18 protein-coding genes are annotated in these 20,850 nt (G+C 64.6%); 14 read left to right on the plus strand and 4 right to left on the minus strand.

What is annotated here, in order from left to right:
• Nucleotides 1–31: 31 nt before the first annotated feature.
• From QA635_RS02160 to QA635_RS02185, 6 genes are all read left to right on the plus strand, one after another.
• A complete protein-coding gene (locus QA635_RS02160; protein WP_076834628.1) occupies nucleotides 32–2,992 on the plus strand; it encodes a 2-oxoglutarate dehydrogenase E1 component in 2,961 nt (986 codons plus the stop codon).
• Nucleotides 2,993–3,159: 167 nt separating this feature from the next.
• Nucleotides 3,160–4,401 carry a 2-oxoglutarate dehydrogenase complex dihydrolipoyllysine-residue succinyltransferase gene (gene odhB, locus QA635_RS02165; RefSeq protein ID WP_057020975.1) on the plus strand — a complete coding sequence of 414 codons (1,242 nt, stop codon included), beginning with the start codon at nucleotides 3,160–3,162 and terminating at the stop codon, nucleotides 4,399–4,401.
• 71 nt (nucleotides 4,402–4,472) lie between these two features.
• Nucleotides 4,473–5,222, plus strand: coding sequence for an SDR family oxidoreductase (locus QA635_RS02170; protein WP_028336311.1), 750 nt, complete (start codon nucleotides 4,473–4,475; stop codon nucleotides 5,220–5,222).
• An 84-nt stretch (nucleotides 5,223–5,306) separates the two neighbouring features.
• Nucleotides 5,307–6,707 carry a dihydrolipoyl dehydrogenase gene (gene lpdA / locus QA635_RS02175; RefSeq protein ID WP_057020923.1) on the plus strand — a complete coding sequence of 467 codons (1,401 nt, stop codon included), beginning with the start codon at nucleotides 5,307–5,309 and terminating at the stop codon, nucleotides 6,705–6,707.
• Nucleotides 6,708–6,747: 40 nt separating this feature from the next.
• The gene (locus QA635_RS02180; protein WP_225163860.1) at nucleotides 6,748–7,287 is read left to right on the plus strand and encodes a hypothetical protein; all 540 of its coding nucleotides are present in this window, start codon (nucleotides 6,748–6,750) and stop codon (nucleotides 7,285–7,287) included.
• Between the two features lie 192 nt (nucleotides 7,288–7,479).
• The gene (locus QA635_RS02185) at nucleotides 7,480–8,316 is read left to right on the plus strand and encodes an IS5 family transposase (RefSeq protein ID WP_283061922.1); all 837 of its coding nucleotides are present in this window, start codon (nucleotides 7,480–7,482) and stop codon (nucleotides 8,314–8,316) included.
• A gap of 50 nt (nucleotides 8,317–8,366) precedes the next feature.
• Here QA635_RS02185 and QA635_RS02190 read toward each other — a convergent pair whose 3' ends face one another.
• Together QA635_RS02190 and QA635_RS02195 are read right to left on the minus strand one after the other, a co-directional pair.
• Nucleotides 8,367–8,957 (minus strand): DUF4337 domain-containing protein, encoded by a 591-nt coding sequence (locus tag QA635_RS02190; protein WP_028336314.1) that lies wholly within the window; start codon nucleotides 8,955–8,957, stop codon nucleotides 8,367–8,369.
• 144 nt (nucleotides 8,958–9,101) lie between these two features.
• On the minus strand, nucleotides 9,102–10,073 hold the full coding sequence (locus QA635_RS02195) for a tyrosine recombinase XerC (protein ID WP_283066558.1): 972 nt from the start codon (nucleotides 10,071–10,073) through the stop codon (nucleotides 9,102–9,104).
• A gap of 234 nt (nucleotides 10,074–10,307) precedes the next feature.
• Here QA635_RS02195 and QA635_RS02200 point away from each other — a divergent pair, with 234 nt between their 5' ends.
• Nucleotides 10,308–12,518 (plus strand): primosomal protein N', encoded by a 2,211-nt coding sequence (locus QA635_RS02200; protein WP_283066560.1) that lies wholly within the window; start codon nucleotides 10,308–10,310, stop codon nucleotides 12,516–12,518.
• A gap of 218 nt (nucleotides 12,519–12,736) precedes the next feature.
• On the opposite strand, the gene QA635_RS02205 is transcribed toward QA635_RS02200, so the two are convergent.
• On the minus strand, nucleotides 12,737–13,228 hold the full coding sequence (locus QA635_RS02205) for a septal ring lytic transglycosylase RlpA family protein (RefSeq protein ID WP_283066562.1): 492 nt from the start codon (nucleotides 13,226–13,228) through the stop codon (nucleotides 12,737–12,739).
• 629 nt (nucleotides 13,229–13,857) lie between these two features.
• Between QA635_RS02205 and QA635_RS02210 the strand changes: the two genes are divergently transcribed.
• The 7 genes from QA635_RS02210 (at nucleotide 13,858) to QA635_RS02240 (ending at nucleotide 20,368) form a co-directional block, all read left to right on the plus strand.
• Nucleotides 13,858–14,418, plus strand: coding sequence for a F0F1 ATP synthase subunit delta (locus QA635_RS02210; protein ID WP_028340805.1), 561 nt, complete (start codon nucleotides 13,858–13,860; stop codon nucleotides 14,416–14,418).
• Nucleotides 14,418–15,947 carry a F0F1 ATP synthase subunit alpha gene (gene atpA / locus QA635_RS02215; RefSeq protein ID WP_225163855.1) on the plus strand — a complete coding sequence of 510 codons (1,530 nt, stop codon included), beginning with the start codon at nucleotides 14,418–14,420 and terminating at the stop codon, nucleotides 15,945–15,947. The genes QA635_RS02210 and atpA overlap by 1 nt, the downstream gene beginning before the upstream one ends.
• Before the next feature lie 91 nt (nucleotides 15,948–16,038).
• The gene (locus tag QA635_RS02220) at nucleotides 16,039–16,917 is read left to right on the plus strand and encodes a F0F1 ATP synthase subunit gamma (RefSeq protein ID WP_283066565.1); all 879 of its coding nucleotides are present in this window, start codon (nucleotides 16,039–16,041) and stop codon (nucleotides 16,915–16,917) included.
• Nucleotides 16,918–16,942: 25 nt separating this feature from the next.
• On the plus strand, nucleotides 16,943–18,385 hold the full coding sequence (gene atpD, locus QA635_RS02225; protein WP_016843821.1) for a F0F1 ATP synthase subunit beta: 1,443 nt from the start codon (nucleotides 16,943–16,945) through the stop codon (nucleotides 18,383–18,385).
• 116 nt (nucleotides 18,386–18,501) lie between these two features.
• Nucleotides 18,502–18,909: a F0F1 ATP synthase subunit epsilon gene (locus tag QA635_RS02230; RefSeq protein ID WP_028336321.1), complete on the plus strand. Its 408-nt coding sequence runs from the start codon at nucleotides 18,502–18,504 to the stop codon at nucleotides 18,907–18,909.
• A 204-nt stretch (nucleotides 18,910–19,113) separates the two neighbouring features.
• Nucleotides 19,114–19,359 (plus strand): hypothetical protein, encoded by a 246-nt coding sequence (locus QA635_RS02235; protein WP_283072196.1) that lies wholly within the window; start codon nucleotides 19,114–19,116, stop codon nucleotides 19,357–19,359.
• Nucleotides 19,360–19,372: 13 nt separating this feature from the next.
• Nucleotides 19,373–20,368 (plus strand): helix-turn-helix domain-containing protein, encoded by a 996-nt coding sequence (locus QA635_RS02240; protein WP_253588519.1) that lies wholly within the window; start codon nucleotides 19,373–19,375, stop codon nucleotides 20,366–20,368.
• Here the strand turns inward: QA635_RS02240 and QA635_RS02245 are convergent.
• Nucleotides 20,326–20,826 (minus strand): RNA pyrophosphohydrolase, encoded by a 501-nt coding sequence (locus QA635_RS02245; protein WP_283066571.1) that lies wholly within the window; start codon nucleotides 20,824–20,826, stop codon nucleotides 20,326–20,328. The two genes, QA635_RS02240 and QA635_RS02245, sit on opposite strands and share 43 nt — an antisense overlap.
• Nucleotides 20,827–20,850: the final 24 nt, after the last annotated feature.

Consider the following 20,850-nt stretch of genomic DNA (forward strand, 5'->3'; position numbering starts at 1 on the left):
CGCGAACCGAAAAAAATCACCAGGACTGCCCATGTCTCGCCAAGACGCGAACGCCGCTTTTGCACTCTCATCATTCCTGCAGGGCACCAACGCCGCCTACATCGACGACCTCTACGCCCGCTACGAGCAGGACCCGTCGTCGGTCGACGCCGAATGGCAGGATTTCTTCAAAAGCCTGAAGGACGCTCCGGCCGACGTCCAGAAGAACGCCGAGGGCGCCTCGTGGGGTCGCGACAACTGGCCGGTGACGCCGCGCGACGAGCTGACCTCGGCGCTCGACGGCAACTGGGCCCAGGTCGAGAAGGCGGTCGGCACCAAGCTCGCGGCCAAGGCGCAGGCCAAGGGCGCCGAGCTGTCCGATGCCGACGTCCATCAGGCCACCCGCGATTCGGTTCGCGCGCTGATGCTGATCCGCGCCTACCGCATGCGCGGCCATTTCCACGCCAAGCTCGATCCGCTCGGCATCGAGGCGCCGCGCGACCGCGAGGAGCTCGATCCGCGCTCCTACGGCTTCACCGAGGCGGACTTCGATCGCAAGATCTTCCTCGACCACGTGCTCGGCCTCGAATACGGCACGCTGCGCGAGATCGTGCAGATCTGCGAACGCACCTACTGCCAGACGCTCGGCGTCGAATTCATGCACATCTCGAACGCCGCGCAGAAGGCGTGGATCCAGGAGCGCATCGAGGGGCCGGACAAGGAGATCTCGTTCACGCCCGAGGGGCGCCGCGCGATCCTCAACAAGCTGATCGAGGCGGACGGCTTCGAGAAGTTCTGCGACACCAAGTTCACCGGCACCAAGCGCTTCGGCCTCGACGGCGGTGAATCGCTGATCCCGGCGCTCGAGCAGATCATCAAGCGCGGCGGCAATCTCGGCGTGAAGGAGATCGTGGTCGGCATGCCGCATCGCGGCCGCCTCAACGTGCTGACCCAGGTGATGGGTAAGCCGCACCGTGCGCTGTTCCATGAGTTCAAGGGCGGTTCGGCCAACCCCGACTCGGTCGAAGGCTCGGGCGACGTCAAGTATCACCTCGGCGCCTCCTCGGACCGCGAGTTCGACGGCAACAACATCCATCTGTCGCTGACCGCAAACCCGTCGCATCTCGAGATCGTTGATCCGGTCGTGATGGGCAAGGTGCGCGCCAAGCAGGACCAGCACGGCGATCCGCCGGATATGCGCATCTCCGTGCTGCCGCTGCTGATGCATGGCGATGCGGCATTCGCGGGCCAGGGCGTGGTGGCTGAATGCTTCAGCCTGTCCGACCTGAAGGGCTATCGCACCGGCGGCTCGCTGCATTTCATCGTCAACAACCAGATCGGCTTCACCACCTATCCGCGCTATTCGCGCTCGTCGCCCTATCCGTCCGACGTGGCGAAGATGATCGATGCGCCGATCTTCCACGTGAATGGCGACGATCCGGAGGCCGTGGTGTTCGCGGCCAAGGTCGCGATCGAGTTCCGGCAGAAATTCCACAAGCCGGTCGTCATCGACATGTTCTGCTACCGGCGCCACGGCCACAACGAGGGCGACGAGCCGGCCTTCACCCAGCCGGTGATGTACAAGAAGATCGCTTCTCACCCGTCAACGCTGGAGATCTACGCCAAGCGGCTGGTCGCTGACGGCGTGTTGACCGAGGGCGAGGTCGAGAAGGCCAAGGCCGACTGGCGCGCGCGGCTCGACGCCGAGCTCGAAGCCGGCGCCGGCTACAAGCCGAACAAGGCCGACTGGCTCGACGGCAAGTGGGCAGGCTTCAAGATTGCTGACCAGGAAGAAGACGCCCGCCGCGGCGTCACCGGCGTCGATGTCGCCGTTCTCAAGGATATCGGCCGCAAGATCACCAAGGTGCCGGACGGCTTCCGCGTCCACCGCACCATCCAGCGTTTCCTCGACAATCGCGCCAAGGCGATCGACAGCGGTGTCGGGATCGACTGGGCCACCGGCGAGGCGCTGGCATTTTGCACGCTGCTGCAGGAGGGTCATCATGTGCGGCTGTCCGGCCAGGATTCCGAGCGCGGGACCTTCTCGCAGCGCCACTCCGTCCTGATCGACCAGGAGGACGAGAGCCGCTACACGCCATTCAACCATCTCGGCGGCGAAGACACCGGCCACTACGAGGTCATCAACTCGCTGCTGTCGGAAGAGGCGGTGCTTGGCTTCGAATACGGCTACTCGCTGGCCGAGCCGAATGCGCTGGCGCTCTGGGAAGCGCAGTTCGGCGACTTCGCCAACGGCGCGCAGGTGGTGTTCGACCAGTTCATCTCCTCGGGCGAACGCAAGTGGTTGCGCATGTCGGGCCTCGTCTGCCTGCTGCCGCACGGCTACGAGGGACAGGGGCCGGAGCACTCCTCCGCGCGTCTCGAGCGTTACCTGCAGATGTGCGCCGAAGACAACATGCAGGTGGTCAATCCGACCACGCCGGCGAACTACTTCCACGTGCTGCGGCGCCAGCTGCATCGCGAGATCCGCAAGCCGCTGATCCTGATGACGCCGAAGTCGCTGCTGCGCCACAAGCGCGCCGTGTCGCAGCTCGAGGAGCTCGGCAAGAACGCCACGTTCCATCGCATTCTGTACGATGACGCGCAGATGCTGCCGGACGAGAAGATCAAGCTGGTGCCGGACGACAAGATTCGCCGCGTCGTGCTGTGCTCCGGCAAGGTCTACTACGATCTCTATGAGGAGCGTGAGAAGCGCGACATCGACGACATCTATCTGATGCGCGTCGAGCAGCTCTATCCGGTGCCGCTGAAGGCGCTGGTGCAGGAGCTCGGCCGCTTCAAGAACGCCGAGGTGGTCTGGTGCCAGGAAGAGCCGCGCAACATGGGCTCCTGGCACTTCATCGAGCCCTATCTGGAATGGGTGCTCAACCAGATCCACGCACCCAACAGGCGTCCGCGCTATGCGGGTCGTCCGGCATCGGCGGCAACCGCGACCGGCTTAATGTCGAAACATCTGGCGCAGCTCAAGGCGCTGCTCGACGACGCACTGAACTAACGACTTTCATTGAAGCCATGCCCCGCGAATGCGGGGCATCCGGTATCCCGCGTCATCCAGCAGAAGTGCTGTCGTCACGGAGTACCGGATCGCTCGCTTTGCGGGCGGTGGCGGACAAGTTTCACGACCGCAAATTTTGCGACCGCAGGGTTATCGAGGAAAAGACCATGACTGAAATTCGCGTTCCAACGCTCGGCGAATCCGTGACCGAGGCCACGATCGGCCGCTGGTTCAAGAAGGCCGGTGAAGCCGTCGCGGTGGACGAGCCGTTGGTGGAGCTGGAGACCGACAAGGTCACCATCGAGGTGCCCGCGCCGGTGGCCGGCACGCTCGGCGAGATCATCGCCAAGGACGGCGAGACGGTCGCCGTCGGCGCGCTGCTCGGACAGATCAATGACGGCGCCGCTCCGGCCGCCAAGCCGGCTGCTGCGGCTCCCGCCAAGGCCGCCGCACCGGCTGCCGCTGCTGCGCCGGCTGCTGCCGCTGCGCCGAAGGCGCCGCCGGCGGATGCGCCGCTGGCACCCTCGGTCCGCAAGCTGTCCGCTGAAAGCGGCATCGATGCGTCCACCGTTCCCGGCTCGGGCAAGGACGGCCGCGTGACCAAGGGCGACATGCTGGCCGCGATCGAGAAGGCCGCCTCGGCGCCGACCCCGGTCAACCAGCCGGCCGCCGCCGTGCAGGTTCGTGCGCCGTCGCCGGCCGACGATGCCGCGCGCGAGGAACGCGTGAAGATGACGCGGCTGCGCCAGACCATCGCGCGCCGCCTCAAGGACGTGCAGAACACCGCCGCGATGCTGACGACCTTCAACGAGGTCGACATGACCGAGGTGATGAAGCTGCGGGCCCTCTACAAGGACACGTTCGAGAAGAAGCACGGCTCGAAGCTCGGCTTCATGGGCTTCTTCACCAAGGCGGTCGTGCAGGGGCTAAAGGACATTCCGGCGGTCAACGCCGAAATCGACGGCTCTGACCTGATCTACAAGAACTACTATCACATCGGCGTTGCGGTCGGCACCGACCGCGGCCTCGTGGTGCCTGTGGTGCGCGACTGCGACCACAAGTCGATCGCCGAGATCGAGAAGTCGATAGCCGACTACGGCCGCCGCGCCCGCGACGGCCAGCTCAAGATCGACGAGATGCAGGGCGGCACCTTCACCATCACCAATGGCGGCATCTACGGCTCGCTGATGTCGACGCCGATCCTGAATGCGCCGCAGTCCGGCATCCTCGGCATGCACAAGATCCAGGAGCGGCCGATGGTCGTCGGCGGCAAGATCGAGGTGCGCCCGATGATGTATCTGGCGCTGTCCTATGATCACCGCGTCATCGACGGCAAGGAAGCGGTTACCTTCCTGGTGCGTGTGAAGGAGAGCCTGGAGGATCCGGCCCGCTTGGTGCTGGACCTCTAAGGTCGTATGCGCGCGGCGTCCGATCGGATCGGGCGCCGCGATCTGTTGGTTGCTCACATTTGGGGATCAAAGTGACGGATAAGGTCGTTGTCATCACCGGCGGCAGCCGCGGCATCGGCCGCGCCACCGCGCTCGCTGCCGCCGCGCGCGGCTATCGCATCGTGGTCGGCTATGCATCCAACAAGACCGCGGCGGACGAGGTCGTCGCCGCGATCGAAGCCAGGAACGGCAAGGCGATCGCGGTGAAATGCGATGTCGGCAGCGAGCAGGACATCCTGGCGCTGTTCAAGGCGGCCGACGGCTTCGGCACGCTCGGCGCGCTCGTCAACAATGCCGGCATCGTCGGCAAGAGCGGAGTGCGTGTCGACGAGATGTCGGCGGAGCGTATCCAGCAGATGATGGCAGTGAATGTCACCGGCAGCATCCTGTGCGCGCGCGAGGCGGTGAAGCGCATGTCGACCAAGCACGGCGGCAAGGGCGGCGTCATCGTCAACCTGTCCTCGGTCGCGGCGAAGCTCGGTGCGCCCAACACCTATGTCGACTATGCCGCTTCCAAGGGCGCGATCGATTCCTTCACGATCGGCCTCGGCTACGAAGTCGCGAATGAGGGCATCCGCGTCGCCGGCATCCGGCCAGGCCTGATCGACACCGACATCCACGCCGCGGGGGGCGAGCCCGATCGCGCGCACCGGCTTGCCCATATGGTGCCGATGAAGCGTGTCGGCACGGCCGATGAAATCGCCAACGCCATCGTCTGGCTGATCTCGGACGAGGCTTCCTATGTCACCAGCGCGATCCTCGACGTGTCGGGCGGTCGCTAGCACACGATCAAGAGCGGGCGACGGTCTGCCGTCACGATCGCGCCCGCGTAATTGTCACAGAGCTTAGCTACAGGACCTTCCATCATGGCTTCTTACGATCTCGTCGTCATCGGCACCGGCCCGGGCGGATATGTCTGCGCGATCCGCGCGGCGCAACTCGGCATGAAGGTCGCCGTCGTCGAGAAGGACGCGACGCTGGGCGGCACTTGCCTCAACGTCGGCTGCATGCCGTCGAAAGCGCTGCTGCACGCCTCCGAGATGTTCGAGGAAGCCGGGCACTCCTTTGCCAAGATGGGCGTCAGCGTCCCGGCGCCGAAGCTCGATCTGCCCGCGATGATGAACTTCAAGCAGCAGGGCATCGACGGCAACGTCAAGGGCGTCGAGTTCTTGATGAAGAAGAACAAGATCGACGTGCTCAAGGGCACCGGCAAGATCCTCGGCGCCGGCAAGGTCGAGGTCTCCGGCGACGGCAAGTCCGAGACGGTCGAGACCAGGAACATCGTGATCGCCACCGGCTCCGATATCGCCCGCCTGAAGGGTATCGACATCGACGAGAAGCGCATCGTGTCCTCGACTGGCGCGCTGTCGCTGGAGAAGGTACCGGAGAAATTGCTGATCATCGGCGCGGGGGTGATCGGGCTCGAGCTTGGCTCGGTCTGGCGGCGTCTCGGTGCGGACGTCATGGTCGTGGAATTCCTCGACCGCATCCTGCCCGGCATGGACGGCGAGGTGGCAAAGCAATTTCAGCGCATGCTCGAGAAGCAGGGCTTCGTCTTCAAGCTCGGCGCCAAGGTCACCGCGGTCGATAGCTCCGGCAAGACGCTGCAGGCCAAGGTCGAGCCGGCCGCCGGCGGCGCTGCGGAAACCATCGAAGCCGACGTCGTGCTCGTCTGCATCGGCCGGGTGCCCTACACCGAGGGGCTCGGGCTGAAGGAAGCCGGCGTTGCGCTCGACAATCGCGGCCGCGTCGAGATCGACGCGCACTTCTCGACCAACGTGAAGGGCATCTACGCGATCGGCGACGTCGTGGCAGGGCCGATGCTCGCGCACAAGGCGGAAGACGAAGGCGTTGCCTGTGCGGAGATCATCGCGGGCCAGGCCGGCCACGTGAACTACGACGTCATTCCAGGTGTTGTGTATACCACGCCGGAAGTGTCGTCGGTCGGCAAGACCGAGGAAGAACTCAAGCAGGCCGGCGTCGCGTACACCGTCGGCAAATTCCCGTTCACGGCGAACGGCCGGTCCAAGGTCAATCAGACCACCGACGGCTTCGTGAAAATTCTCGCAGATGCGAAGACGGATCGGGTGCTTGGCGTCCACATTGTCGGCCGCGAAGCCGGCGAAATGATCCACGAAGCCTGCGTTCTGATGGAATTCGGCGGATCGGCCGAGGATCTGGCTCGCACCTGCCACGCGCACCCGACCCGTTCGGAGGCGATCAAGGAAGCCGCGCTTGCGGTGGGCAAGCGCGCCATCCATATGTGATGATCGAAAGTCCGGCGTCAGCCGGGTTGAGATCACAGCGATGCTGCGCCGCCTGCTTCAGCCGTTCTGGGTCCTGCTTGCGATCATCTTCCTGGTCGAGGCTTGGCTATGGGACCATCTCGAGCCGATCGTGGCGCGGGCGGTGGCGTGGATTCCGCTCCGCGCGCTCAAGCAATGGCTTGCCGACCGGGTCGATTCGCTGTCGCCGGCGATGACCCTGATTGTCTTCGTCGTGCCGGTGATCCCGCTGTTTCCGCTCAAGCTGATCGGGCTCTGGCTGCTGGCGAACCAATACTGGTTCAGTGCGGTCTCGCTGATCCTGTTCGCCAAGTTCGTCGGCGTCGGCGTGACGGCCTTCCTGTTCGACGTGACGCGGCCGAAACTGCTGGAGATGCCCTGGTTCGAGGCACTCTATAATTTCGTGATGGCGCTGCGGGCCAAGGCCACCGCGCTGGTCGAGCCAATCAAGCGGCGCATTCGCGAGATGATTAGTGGCGACGGCGAGGGCTGGGCGGCGCGCACGCTGCGCGTGATCGCGCGCTTCCGCAAAAGCGTGCATCAGACCAGCAAGCCTCTTTGATCAAAACTTTCTATTCCGTCATCCTGAGGAGCGCGGAACGCGCGTCTCTAAGGATGCACGGCCCGGCCGGTGGCCGTCGATCCTTCGAGACGCGCGCAAGGGCGCGCTCCTCAGAGCCTGACTGAAAAATGGGTGAGTGATCTCAGTGGGGTGTGATTCCATCGGATTTGCAAAGATTCGAGGGAGAGCACGATGCCCTGGACCAAGATCACTCGGGAGCAATATCGGCGGGACGATCTGCGTTATGCAAGCGATATGACCGATGCGGAGTGGGCGCTGATCAGACGCCTGTTGCCGCGAGCGAACCGGCGCGGCCGGCCGCGTAAGACGGAGCTGCGTCGTGTGATCGAAGCGATCCTCTATATCGTTTCGACTGGCTGCCAGTGGCGGGCGTTGCCGCAGGAGTTCCCGCCCTATTCGACGGTGCAGGGCTATTTTTATAGATGGCGGGATACAGGCCGGTGGCAGAGGATTGTCAGCGTGCTTGTCCGACGGGCGCGAAAAAAGCTTGGACGGACACCGAAGCCGACGGCAGCCGTGATCGACAGTCAAAGTGCGCCAACCACGCAAGCTGGCGGACCGCGCGGCTACGATGCAGGCAAGCGCATCTACGGCCGCAAGCGGCATATTGTGACGGATACCAATGGCCTCCTCCTCGGGGTTCATGTTCATCCGGCCAACGTTCAGGACTGCCATGGCGCCGTACCGCTGCTGAAGAACGTGCGGATGAACTTCCCCCGGCTGCGCCACGTCTTTGCCGACCGGATCTACCGCGGAAATCAACTCCTCGACGCACTCTCAGACTGCGGTCCATGGACTATCGAGATCGTCGAGCGGCCTCAAGGCGTCAAAGGCTTCCAGCTCCTGCCGAGGCGGTGGGTGGTTGAACGCACATTCGCTTGGTTCGGCAGATGCCGCCGCCTCGCCAAGGACTTCGAGGCGACGGTCGCAACCGAAGCTGCCTGGCTGCTGATTGCACACATCAGGCTCCTGACCCGCAGACTCGCGGCTGCAGCTAAGGTTGGGTGATTTATGAGTCAGACTCTCAGGATGACGGTTCGAAAGCGGCGCGCTGCGCCTCAATGCAGATGCAGCAAGTGCGGCTGGAACAGGCCGAGCGCCGTCATCACGATGCCGGCGAGCGTCACCAGGCCGGAGACCCAGGCCAACGCGATGATGCCCGTGATGATGGTCGCCGATGCCAGCACGATGGCGATCTGGAAGGCGGCGGAGGCAAGCTCGAAATGATGATATTTCGCGGTGGCCTCGTCGCGCTCATGCTCGGCGTGCTTGGCGCGTTCGGAGAGCTGCTCTGAACCCTCGCCGGTTTCCGGCTCCGAGCGATAGCGCGCCGCGGTCTTCTGCCAGTCGTCGATCTGCTTCTGCAGCGCGGCCCTGGCCGCCTCGTCGGTGGTGGTCGCGAGGTTCAGCTTGCCCTGTTCAGCCGCGGTCTGCACCGCGGTCCGGCGGATGCTCTTGGCCTGGAAGAAGGCCCACAGGTTGGAGGCCTCGACATTCTTGCTGATCGATTCGGTCTGGGCGCCCTTGCCGAGCGTTTCCGACAGCGCCAGGCACAGGGCGATCACGGCGATCAGGAGCGCGATCTTCTTGTTCTCGCCCGAGGCATGCTCGGCATGCTCCGCGTGCTCCATACTTTCATGTGCGCTCATGATTCCCCTCCGGATGAGACCGCGCCACGATTGCCGAATGCGGCGCACAAGGCAAGGGCCGAACGGTTTTGGGTAGCCGTATCAAGATGAACGGCGCATGACGGCGGGCCAAAGCCCGCGCTTTATTTTTTCAGAACCGAACGTTCAACCTCGGGGATGCGCGGAGCGATAGACTTCGAGCAGGCGCTCGCTGTCGATGCCGGTGTAGATCTGCGTGGTCGACAGCGACGCGTGGCCGAGCAATTCCTGGATCGCACGCAGATCGCCGCCACGGCTGAGCAGATGCGTGGCGAAGGAGTGCCGCAGCGCATGCGGCGTTGCGCTGTCGGGCAGGCCAAGCGCGCCGCGCAGCCGCTCCATGGTGAGCTGGATGATGCGCGGGCTCAAGGGACCGCCGCGCGCGCCGACGAACATCGGCCCAGTCGGGCTGAGCTGATGCGGGCAGATCGCCGCATAGTCTGCGATCAATTGCAGCACGTTCTGCAGCACCGGCACCATGCGGGTCTTGTTGCCCTTGCCGGTCACCACGAGCACGTCGCCTTCGCCGGGTTTCGGCACGTCGCGGCGCTTCAACCCGAGTGCCTCGGAGATGCGCAGGCCCGAACCATAGAGCAGCGCCATGACGGCGGCGTCGCGCACCAGGATCCAGGTCTCGCGGGTTTCGTCCGCGCGCTCGTCGGCGTCGGCGAAGCGTTTCGCTGCTTCCATGTGAATCGGCTTCGGCAGGCTCTTCGCCACCTTGGGCGCGCGGATCGCCGAGAGCGCGCCGACCTTGCCCTTGCCCTCGCGTTCCAGGAAACGGCCGAACGAGCGCAGGCCCGCCAGCGCCCGCATCAGCGATCGTCCGCCGATCTCCTCGGTCCGGCGCATCGCCATGAAGGCGCGCACGTCGCTCGCCTCGAGCGCGGAAAATGCCTTGAGCGTCACCCGCGCGCCCCAGTGCCCGGCCAGGAAGGCGAGGCATTGGCGCACGTCCCGGGCATAGGCCTCGAGCGTCTTCGGCGACAGCCGCCGCTCCGCGCGCAGATGCGACAGCCAGCGCGTCATCTCCTGCGTAACCGATGCGTCGGCGCAGTCGAGTTCGAGCGGTTGGATGGGCTGATCGGTCCGGGCCATGTCCGTGTCTTAAGTCCGTGTCTTAAGGGCTATTGGCGCTGCTAATCTCCTGATTATATCGCACTGCCTTCGTTTACCGTTCGCTAAGGCGCGAAGCGGTGGGAGAGCGTTTTCGAGCGAAGTGGACGCCGGTTCGCGTGAAGAAAACGCCTCAAAACAAGAAGCTGGAGATTTGGTTCTGATTCGATCAGAAACCAGATCTCTAGCCCGCTCGGGTTCAAGGTTTCTGATTCAATGGACCATACCACGCGCCCCGGCCCAGCCTCTGCATCGACGACTCGCGTCGTCGACGTGCTGGTGCCTGTCGCGCTGAACCAGACCTATTCCTACCGCGTTCCGCGCGGCATGGAGCTTGTGCCGGGCGACGTGATCGGCGTTCCGCTCGGGCCGCGCGAGGTCGTCGCGGTGGTGTGGGCGGAAAACGCCAATCCGGATCCGCGGCTGCACAACCGGCTCAAGGACGTCAGCGAGAAGCTCGATGTTCCGCCGCTGAAGCCGGAGCTGCGCCAGCTGGTCGACTGGGTCTCCAACTACACTTTGTCGGCGCGCGGCATGGTGCTGCGGATGACGCTGCGGATGGGCGACAATCTCGGACCGGAGCGGACGCGGCTTGGCGTGCGGCTGGTCGGCGAGCCGCCGCGGCGCCTGACGCCGGCGCGCCGGCGGGTGATCGAGCTGCTGTCGGACGGGTTGCTACACGGCAAGTCGGAGGCAGCGCGCGAGGCCGGCGTCAGTTCCGGCGTAATCGACGGCCTGGTCGACGAAGGCACCCTCACGGTCGAGGCGATGCCGCCGCCGGCACCGCCGCCCGTTCCGGATCCCTCCTATGCGCAGCCGGATTTTTCGCGCGAGCAGCGCAGCGCCGTCGACGTGATGCGGACGCTGGCCGCGAGCGGGAGCTTTCACGTCGCGCTGCTCGACGGCGTCACCGGTTCCGGCAAGACCGAAGTCTATTTCGAGGCGATCGCCGAGAATATCCGTCGCGGCAAGCAGACGCTGATTTTGATGCCGGAGATCGCGCTGACCGGCCAGTTCCTCGACCGTTTCGCGCAGCGCTTCGGCGTGCGGCCGCTGGAGTGGCATTCGGAGCTGACGCCGCGCACACGCGCGCGGAACTGGGCCGCGATCGCCGAGGGCAAGGCGCCGGTCGTGGTCGGCGCCCGCTCCGCGCTGTTCCTGCCCTATGCCGATCTCGGCCTCATCATCGTGGATGAGGAGCACGACCAGGCCTACAAGCAGGACGACGGCGCGCATTATCACGCGCGCGACATGGCCGTGGTCCGCGCCCATATCGCAAAGATCCCGATCGTGCTGGCGTCGGCGACGCCGTCGGTCGAGAGCGAGGTCAATGCGCGCAAGGGGCGCTACCAGCGTGTGGCGCTGCCGTCGCGGTTCGGCGGCCAGCACATGCCGCATATCGAGGCGATCGACATGCGCCGCGCGCCGCCGCCGCGCGGCCGCTTCATTTCGCCTGTACTGGCCGAGCAGATCCGCCATGCGATCGAGCGCCGCGAGCAGGCGCTGCTGTTCCTCAACCGCCGCGGCTACGCACCGCTGACGCTGTGCCGCGCCTGCGGCCACCGCTTCGCCTGCACCATCTGCGATGCATGGCTGGTCGATCACCGGTTCCGGCAGCGGCTGGTCTGTCATCATTGCGGCTTCTCGATGCCGCGGCCCAATATCTGCCCGCATTGCGCGGCCGAGGAATCGCTGGTCGCGGTCGGGCCCGGCGTCGAGCGCCTGCAGGAGGAGGCAGCCCACATTTTCCCCGAGGCCCGCACGATGGTGCTGTCGAGCGATCTCATCACCTCGATCGAGACCATGCGCAGCGAGCTCAACGAGATCGCCGAGGGCCGCGTCGACATCATCATCGGCACCCAGCTGGTGGCGAAGGGCCACAACTTCCCGCGGCTCAATCTGGTCGGCGTCATCGACGCCGATCTCGGCCTGAGCAATGGCGATCCGCGCGCTGCCGAGCGGACGTTCCAGCTGCTGAACCAGGTGGTCGGCCGCGCCGGCCGCGAGCAGGGCCGCGGCGTCGGCTTTCTGCAGACCCACCAGCCGGAGCATCCGGTGATCAAGGCCCTGATCGCCAATGACCGCGAGGCGTTCTATGCCAGCGAGATCGATATTCGCGAGCGCACCGGCTACCCGCCGTTCGGCCGGCTGGCGAGCCTGATCGTCTCCGCCGGCGACCGTCCGACCGCGGAAGGCTTCGCCCGCAAGCTCGCCGCGGTGGCGCCGCTCGATGAGCGGATCCAGGTGCTCGGCCCCGCCGAGGCGCCGCTCGCCGTCATCAGGGGCCGCTATCGCTTCCGCCTGCTGGTGAAGTCGCTGCGCAATGTCGACCTGTCGCAATATCTGCGCGAATGGCTGGAAGCCGGTCCCAAGACCAAGGGCAATCTGAAGCTCGAGGTCGACGTCGATCCGCAGAGCTTCCTCTAGTTCGTTCACTGTCCTCCGTCATTGCGAGGAGCGAAGCGACGAAGCAATCCATGTGTCCGCAAACGCGGTGAAATGGATTGCTTCGCTCCGCTCGCAATGACGGCGGCTGGCAGCACGTCCCGCAAAAGAAAAAGCCTGCCGTCATTTGCGACGGCAGGCCTTTTTGGCGCGAAGCAGGCCTCGCGGCCGTTACGCAACGCAACGCTTACTGAACGCGCTTACGAGACGACCTCGGCGGTGACGCGGCCGACGCCGGCACCAGTCAGGCCGATGGCGCGGGCTGCGCCGGTGGAGAGGTCGAGCACGCGGCCGCGGATGAACGGGCCACGATCGTTGATGGTGACGACGACGCTGCGGCCGCCATGGGTGACGCGGAGCTTGGTGCCGAACGGCAGCGAGCGGTGGGCCGCGGTCATGGCGTTCTGGTTGAAGCGCTGGCCGGAAGCGGTGCGGCTGCCCGACTCATTGCCGTAGAAGGAGGCCATCCCCGAGAACGAGTGTCCGCCGGACGGCTGGATCGATGCATTGGCGTCGCGCCAGGACGAGCCTTCGGCGCGGGCGTGGTGATGATGGTGGTGGCGATGATGGTGGTGCCGGGACTTCGCGGACGCCTCGGTCACGCTGCCCCCGACCACGATAGTTGCGGCTACAAATGCAAGCGCCGTGCGCGAGCGGGTTAGATTGCCCGCCGCCTTCTTGATATTCAGCATTGATAAGACCCTCAGACAGTATTGCCGCTAACACGGCAAGTGGAACCCCCGTCCCTTCGTTGACCAAGGCCGTTTGGTTTCCCAATGAGGCACGAATTGGGCAGTAAATCCCGATTGTCTCGTGCTGAAATATCTTGTTACCGCCTAGGGGTAGTCGATCGAGGTTCCGTAATCTTGCTATTTAACCAATTTTTAACGAGTAATATACTTACGAATACTGATTATCGGGCCGACGGTAAGTTTTCGGTAAGTAATCGCCAAATGAAACCGCAGCCCGCCCGGAGTTCCTTGCGCGCTCGGCCATAGGCCCATGCAAATTTCGATGGAACAAAATCGCTGCGGCGCGAATCGGGTCCGGCGCGCCGCATTTCCGCGCGCCAAATTTTCCGGTTTGGCCGCCGGCTGCGATCGGCAAAAAGCGCATGCGACAAGGCGGCACTCACGATGCCGTCATGTTGCACCTGCGCGATTGCTATGTTAGCAAAGCCGCGATTTTAACGGTCCCGGCACGTCCTGTGCCGGTCGAAAATCGAAGTCCCGCTTGAATTCCAAGGGCTTGGATCGCTAGGCGCTGCTTTGGTGGCGACGGTTTTTCCCTTGCGAATTTGACAGCAAAAAAGAGCGAGCTCGTGGCAGCTGAAGATCCGTCCGTTTCGGGAGTGTCCGGTCGTTACGCAACGGCCCTGTTCGAGTTGGCGCGCGACGAGCAATCCGTCGATCAAGTCCGGGCCGACCTCGACAAGTTCGAGGCCCTGCTCAACGAGAGTGCCGATCTCAAGCGCCTCGTCCGCAGCCCGGTGTTCGCCGCGGACGCCCAGCTGAAGGCGCTGACCGCGGTGCTCGACAAGGCCGGCATCGCCGGCACGTCGGCCAAATTCCTCAAGGTGCTCACCGCCAATCGCCGGCTGTTCGCCGTTGCCGATGTGATCCGCGCCTATCGCGCGCTGGTGGCGAAGTTCAAGGGCGAGGCGACTGCGGAAGTCACCGTCGCCGAGCAGCTCAGTGACAAGAATCTCGACGCGCTGAAGGCCGCACTGAAATCAGTGACGGGCAAGGACGTCGCGCTCAACGTGAAGGTCGATCCCTCCATTATTGGTGGCCTGGTGGTCAAGCTCGGCAGCCGCATGGTGGATAGTTCGCTTCGCACCAAACTCAATTCGATCAAGAACGCGATGAAAGAGGCAGGCTGATGGACATCCGCGCCGCAGAAATTTCTGCGATCCTCAAGGACCAGATCAAGAATTTCGGCCAGGAAGCCGAGGTCACCGAAGTTGGCCAGGTGCTGTCGGTCGGCGACGGTATCGCCCGCGTTTACGGTCTCGACAACGTTCAGGCCGGTGAAATGGTCGAGTTCGAGAACGGCACGCGCGGCATGGCGCTCAACCTCGAAACCGACAACGTCGGTATCGTGATTTTCGGCGCCGACCGCGAGATCAAGGAAGGCCAGACCGTCAAGCGCACCCGCGCGATCGTGGACGCGCCGGTCGGCAAGGGCCTGCTCGGCCGCGTCGTCGACGCGCTCGGCAACCCGATCGACGGCAAGGGCCCGATCCAGGCCACCGAACGCAAGCGCGTCGACGTCAAGGCGCCCGGCATCATTCCGCGCAAGTCGGTGAACGAGCCGATGGCCACCGGCCTCAAGGCGATCGATGCGCTGATCCCGATCGGCCGCGGCCAGCGCGAGCTGATCATCGGCGACCGCCAGACCGGCAAGACCGCGATCGCGCTCGACACCATCCTGAACCAGAAGCCGCTCAACGCCCAGCCGGACGAGAACCTCAAGCTGTATTGCGTCTACGTCGCGATCGGCCAGAAGCGCTCCACCGTGGCGCAGTTCGTCAAGGTGCTCGAAGAGCAGGGCGCGCTGGAATACTCGATCATCGTCGCGGCCACCGCGTCCGATCCGGCGCCGATGCAGTACATCGCGCCGTTCACCGCCTGCACCATGGGCGAATACTTCCGCGACAACGGCATGCACGCCGTGATCATCTATGACGACTTGTCGAAGCAGGCCGTCGCCTATCGCCAGATGTCGCTGCTGCTGCGCCGTCCGCCGGGCCGCGAAGCCTATCCGGGCGACGTGTTCTACCTGCATTCCCGCCTGCTCGAGCGCGCCGCCAAGCTCAACAAGGAGCATGGCTTGGGCTCCCTGACGGCGCTGCCGGTCATCGAAACCCAGGCCAACGACGTGTCGGCCTACATTCCGACCAACGTCATCTCGATCACCGACGGCCAGATCTTCCTGGAAACCGACCTGTTCTTCCAGGGCATCCGTCCCGCGGTGAACGTCGGTCTGTCGGTGTCGCGCGTCGGTTCGTCGGCGCAGACCAAGGCGACCAAGAAGGTCGCCGGCAAGATCAAGGGCGAGCTCGCGCAGTACCGCGAAATGGCGGCGTTCGCGCAGTTCGGCTCGGACCTCGACGCCTCGACCCAGCGCCTGCTCAACCGCGGCTCGCGCCTGACCGAGCTTCTGAAGCAGCCGCAATTCTCGCCGCTGAAGATGGAAGAGCAGGTCTGTGTGATCTGGGCCGGCACCAACGGCTATCTCGATCCGCTGCCGCTCAACAAGGTGAAGGCGTTCGAGGACGGCCTGCTGTCGCTGCTGCGCGGCAAGAACGCCGACATCCTCGATGCGATCCGCACCAGCCGCGATCTGTCCGACGACACCGCCGCCAAGCTGAAGACGGTGGTCGAAGGTTTCGCCAAGACGTTTGCATAACGAATGGGGCGTCGCCCGGCTCGCCGCCGGGCGTGACGAACGGAGGCTTGCGATCTGACCATTGTGGTCGGATCGCCGGGGTGAACGAAGAATGGCGTCACTAAAAGACATGCGGGTCCGCATCGCCTCGACCAAGGCGACGCAGAAGATCACCAAGGCCATGCAGATGGTCGCAGCCTCGAAGCTGCGCCGCGCGCAGAACGCCGCCGAAGCGGCGCGGCCGTATGCCACCAAGATGGATGCGGTGATTTCCAACATCGCCGCGGCAGCCAACGGCACGCCCGGCGCGCCGGCGCTGCTCGCCGGCACCGGCAACGATCAGGTGCACCTGCTTCTGGTCTGCACCGGCGAGCGCGGCTTGTCCGGCGCGTTCAACTCCGCCATCGTGCGCCTGGCGCGCGAGCGGGCGAACGCGCTGCTCGCGCAGGGCAAGGAAGTCAAACTCTTCTGCGTCGGCCGCAAGGGCTACGAGCAGCTGCGGCGGACCTTCGAGAAGCGCATCGTCGAGCATCTCGACCTGCGTTCGGTGCGCCAGATCGGCTTCGCCAATGCCGAGGACATCGCCAACAAGGTGCTGGCGCGGTTCGAGGCCGGCGAGTTCGATGTCTGCACATTGTTCTACTCGCGCTTCCAGTCGGTGATCGCGCAGATCCCGACCGCGCAGCAGATCATCCCGCTGGAGGTGGCTGAGCCCGCGGCCAATGCGGCGCCCTCCACGTCCTACGAATACGAGCCTGAAGAGGACCAGATCCTCGGCAGCCTGCTGCCGCGCAACCTCGCGGTGCAGATCTTCCGCGCGCTGCTGGAGAACAACGCCTCGTTCTATGGCGCGCAGATGAGCGCGATGGACAGCGCGACCCGCAATGCCGGCGAGATGATTCGCAAGCAAACCCTGATTTACAACAGAACCCGTCAGGCCCAGATCACGAAGGAGCTGATCGAGATCATCTCCGGCGCTGAGGCGGTCTAAGGCAGATTTCGAAGGAGAACAGTCCATGGCTACAGCAGCCAACCAGATCGGTCGCGTTACCCAGGTCACGGGCGCCGTGGTCGACGTGCAGTTCGAAGGCCACCTTCCGGCGATTCTGAACGCGCTCGAGACCAAGAACGGCGGCAACCGCCTGGTGCTCGAAGTCGCGCAGCATCTCGGCGAATCGACCGTCCGCACCATCGCGATGGACATCACCGAGGGCCTCGTGCGCGGCCAGGAAGTGACCGACACCGGCGAACCGATCCGGGTGCCGGTCGGCGAAGGCACGCTGGGCCGCATCATCAACGTCATCGGCGAGCCGATCGATGAAGCCGGCCCGATCAAGTCCGACGGCCTGCGCGCCATCCATCAGGAAGCGCCGACCTATACCGACCAGTCGACCGAAGCCGAAATTCTCGTCACCGGCATCAAGGTCGTCGACCTTCTTGCTCCGTATGCGAAGGGCGGCAAGATCGGCCTGTTCGGCGGCGCCGGCGTCGGCAAGACCGTGCTGATTCAGGAGCTCATCAACAACGTCGCGAAGGCGCACGGTGGTTACTCGGTGTTCGCCGGCGTCGGCGAGCGCACCCGCGAAGGCAATGACCTCTATCACGAGTTCATCGAATCGAAGGTCAACGCCGATCCGCACAATCCGGATCCGAGCGTGAAGTCGAAGTGCGCGCTGGTGTTCGGCCAGATGAACGAGCCGCCGGGCGCCCGCGCCCGCGTCGGTCTGACCGGTCTCACCGTTGCCGAGCACTTCCGCGACCAGGGCCAGGACGTGCTGTTCTTCGTCGACAACATCTTCCGTTTCACCCAGGCGGGTTCGGAAGTGTCGGCGCTGCTCGGCCGTATTCCTTCGGCGGTGGGTTATCAGCCGACGCTCGCCACCGACATGGGCGCGCTGCAGGAGCGCATCACCACCACCCAGAAGGGCTCGATCACCTCGGTGCAGGCGATCTACGTGCCGGCCGACGACTTGACCGACCCGGCGCCCGCCACCTCGTTCGCGCACTTGGACGCCACCACGGTGCTGTCGCGCGCGATCTCGGAAAAGGGCATCTATCCGGCGGTGGATCCGCTCGACTCGACCTCGCGCATGCTGTCGGCGCTCGTCGTCGGTGACGAGCACTACAACACCGCGCGCATGGTCCAGCAGATCCTGCAACGCTACAAGTCGCTGCAGGACATCATCGCCATTCTCGGCATGGACGAACTGTCGGAAGAGGACAAGCTGACGGTCGCCCGCGCCCGCAAGGTCGAGCGCTTCCTGTCGCAGCCGTTCCACGTCGCCGAAGTCTTCACCGGCTCGCCGGGCAAGTTCGTCGACCTCGCCGACACCATCAAGGGCTTCCGCGATCTCTGCCAGGGCAAGTACGACCATCTGCCGGAAGCGGCGTTCTACATGGTCGGCACCATCGAAGAAGCCGTCGAGAAGGGCAAGAAGCTGGCGGCCGAAGCCGCTTAAGCTTTGGGATGTCGTCATCGCCGGACTTGATCCGGCGATCCATCGCACGTGAAGTATTTTGACTGATGGACCCGCGGGTCGAGCCCGCGGGTGACAGCGCAAAGAACGGAAAGACCATGGCTACCTTCCACTTCGATCTCGTCTCTCCCGAAAAGCTCGCCTTCTCCGGCGAGGTCGATCAGGTTGACGTCCCCGGTGTGGAGGGTGATTTCGGTGTGCTCGCCGGACACGCTCCGGTCATCGCCACGGTTCGTCCGGGCATCCTGACGATCACGACCGCCGGCAAGCGCGAGAAGGTGATCGTGCTCGGCGGCCTTGCCGAGGTGTCGGACAAGGGCCTCACCGTGCTCGCCGACGTCGCGACCGCGCTTGCGGACATCGATCGCGCGAAATTCGCCGAGACGATCAACGAGATGCAGGAGAAGCTCGCCGAGAAGGAGGGCTCCGAGCTCGACCACGCGATCGAGCGGCTCGACCACTTCAAGAGCATCCAGCAAGAGCTCAACACGACGGCTATGCACTAAGGCGCGGTTGCCGACCGGCGATCGCGCCGCCATGTCGAGTGAGCCGACCCCTTAGTGGAATAGCTCACACTTTTTCTATCATCGCCTGAGAAGGCTTGAATAATTCAACGCTCGCCACGCCCTGGCGAGCGTTCAATGCTTGTTGCGCGCGGGATCGTCTGGCGGCATTCTCCCCGGCATATCTGGGTTCGGGGGCTGGTACTCATGAAGCGCAAGGTCGCAGCGATCCTCGCGGCCGATATCGCAAGTCAGAGCCGATTGGTTGCCGACGATGAGGAAGAGACGCTGCGGCGGCTCGCCTCTTCTCGACAAGTCGCTTCTTCGCGGTCGGCCCGAACGAACGACCTGCAAATATGTGAAGCAGCTTACAGCAGGGATCGTGCACAAATGACAAGCTGCAGCACGATGACGATTTGGCCCGACCGCATCGCGATTTCATTCCTGACATAACGGACAAGCTGCCGTGCTGACCTTCACCACCGATGCTCTCCGCCCGCAGGACCGTTTCGAGCACTGGTGCGAGGTGCGCGGCAAGAGCCTGTTCGGGGTCACCATCGAGCTCGAGCGCGACAAGAGGGCCGATTTCCGCGGGCGCTTCTCCGCGACGCCGGTGGGCAGTGCCGTGCTCGCGCAAATGTCGGCTTCCTCCTACCGCGTCAGCCGGACCGCATCCGACATCGCGCGCGTTCCGAGCAACAGCCTGCATCTCGCCTGGCAGGTGCGCGGCCCCGGCCACATGAATATCGGTCGCGATCGTGTCCAGTTTGTGCGCAACGGCGACCTGGTGTTCGGCCATTCCAATCTTCCGTTTGCCTCGACACCCGAACGGACCGACGGCTTTGACTTCTTCAGCCTCAAGATCCCGGTCACCGACGAGCTCGTGCTCGGCGCGCGGATCGAGGATGCGCCGCCGGTCGCGCTGGCGCGTGATGCGAGCCTGACCCGGCTTGTCGGCGCCATGTTCCGCTCGATGACGCGAGATCTCGCGCAAGCCGGGCAGTTCGCCGACGACGTTGCGCATATGGTGCGCCTGGCGCTGCTCGCGCGCGGACGCGTGCGGCCACGCCAGGACGAAATCCGCGCCGCGCTGCATGCGGGCTACCTTCATGCCGCCCGCGAAATCCTGTTCCGCGATCTGCATCGCGCCTCGCTCACGCCGGCCGCGGTTGCCGCCGAGCTCGGCATCTCACTGCGGCAATTGCATGCGTTGTTCGAGCCGACCGGCCTGTCATTTGCGCGGACGCTGACGGCGGCAAGGTTGAAGGCGGCGAGGCGTGCGCTCTATGCCATACGGGAGCGCAGCATCGACGAGATCGCGTTTTCGTGCGGCTTCGACAGCATCGCGACCTTCTATCGCGTCTTCCGCTCGACCTACGGCATGACGCCGGGCGACGCGCGGCGCATTCCGCCGCAGGATCAGCCGGCGAATTCCGCGAACCGGGTCGCGACCGCGCGATAGACATCGCGGCGGAACGGCACCACGAGATCGGCAACGCGGTCGAGGCGTTCCCAGCGCCATTGATCGAATTCGGCGGGCTGGCCGTTGCGCGGCGTCAACGGATCGATCTCCTCGTCGCGTCCGGTGAAGCGCAGCGCAAACCATTTCTGCCGCTGGCCGCGGAATTTGGCGAGCCGGTGCGATGCCGGCCCGTCATAGGTGGGGAATTCGTAGGTCATCCAGTCGGTCTCGCCGAGATAATGGGCGTTGACCGCCCCGGTCTCTTCCCACAATTCGCGCATCACGGCCTGGCGCGGATCCTCGCCGGCGTCGATGCCGCCCTGCGGCATCTGCCATTCGAGGCCGGGCAGCACGATCTCCGGACCGTCGTCCTTGATCCGGTGGCCGATCAGCACGCGTCCGTCGGCGTTGAACAGCGCGATGCCCACATTGGGGCGATAGGGCTTATCTGATGACATTCGGTGGGTACGTCGCGCGTTGAC

Source organism: Bradyrhizobium brasilense, assembly GCF_029714345.1.
Classification (GTDB): domain Bacteria; phylum Pseudomonadota; class Alphaproteobacteria; order Rhizobiales; family Xanthobacteraceae; genus Bradyrhizobium; species Bradyrhizobium australafricanum.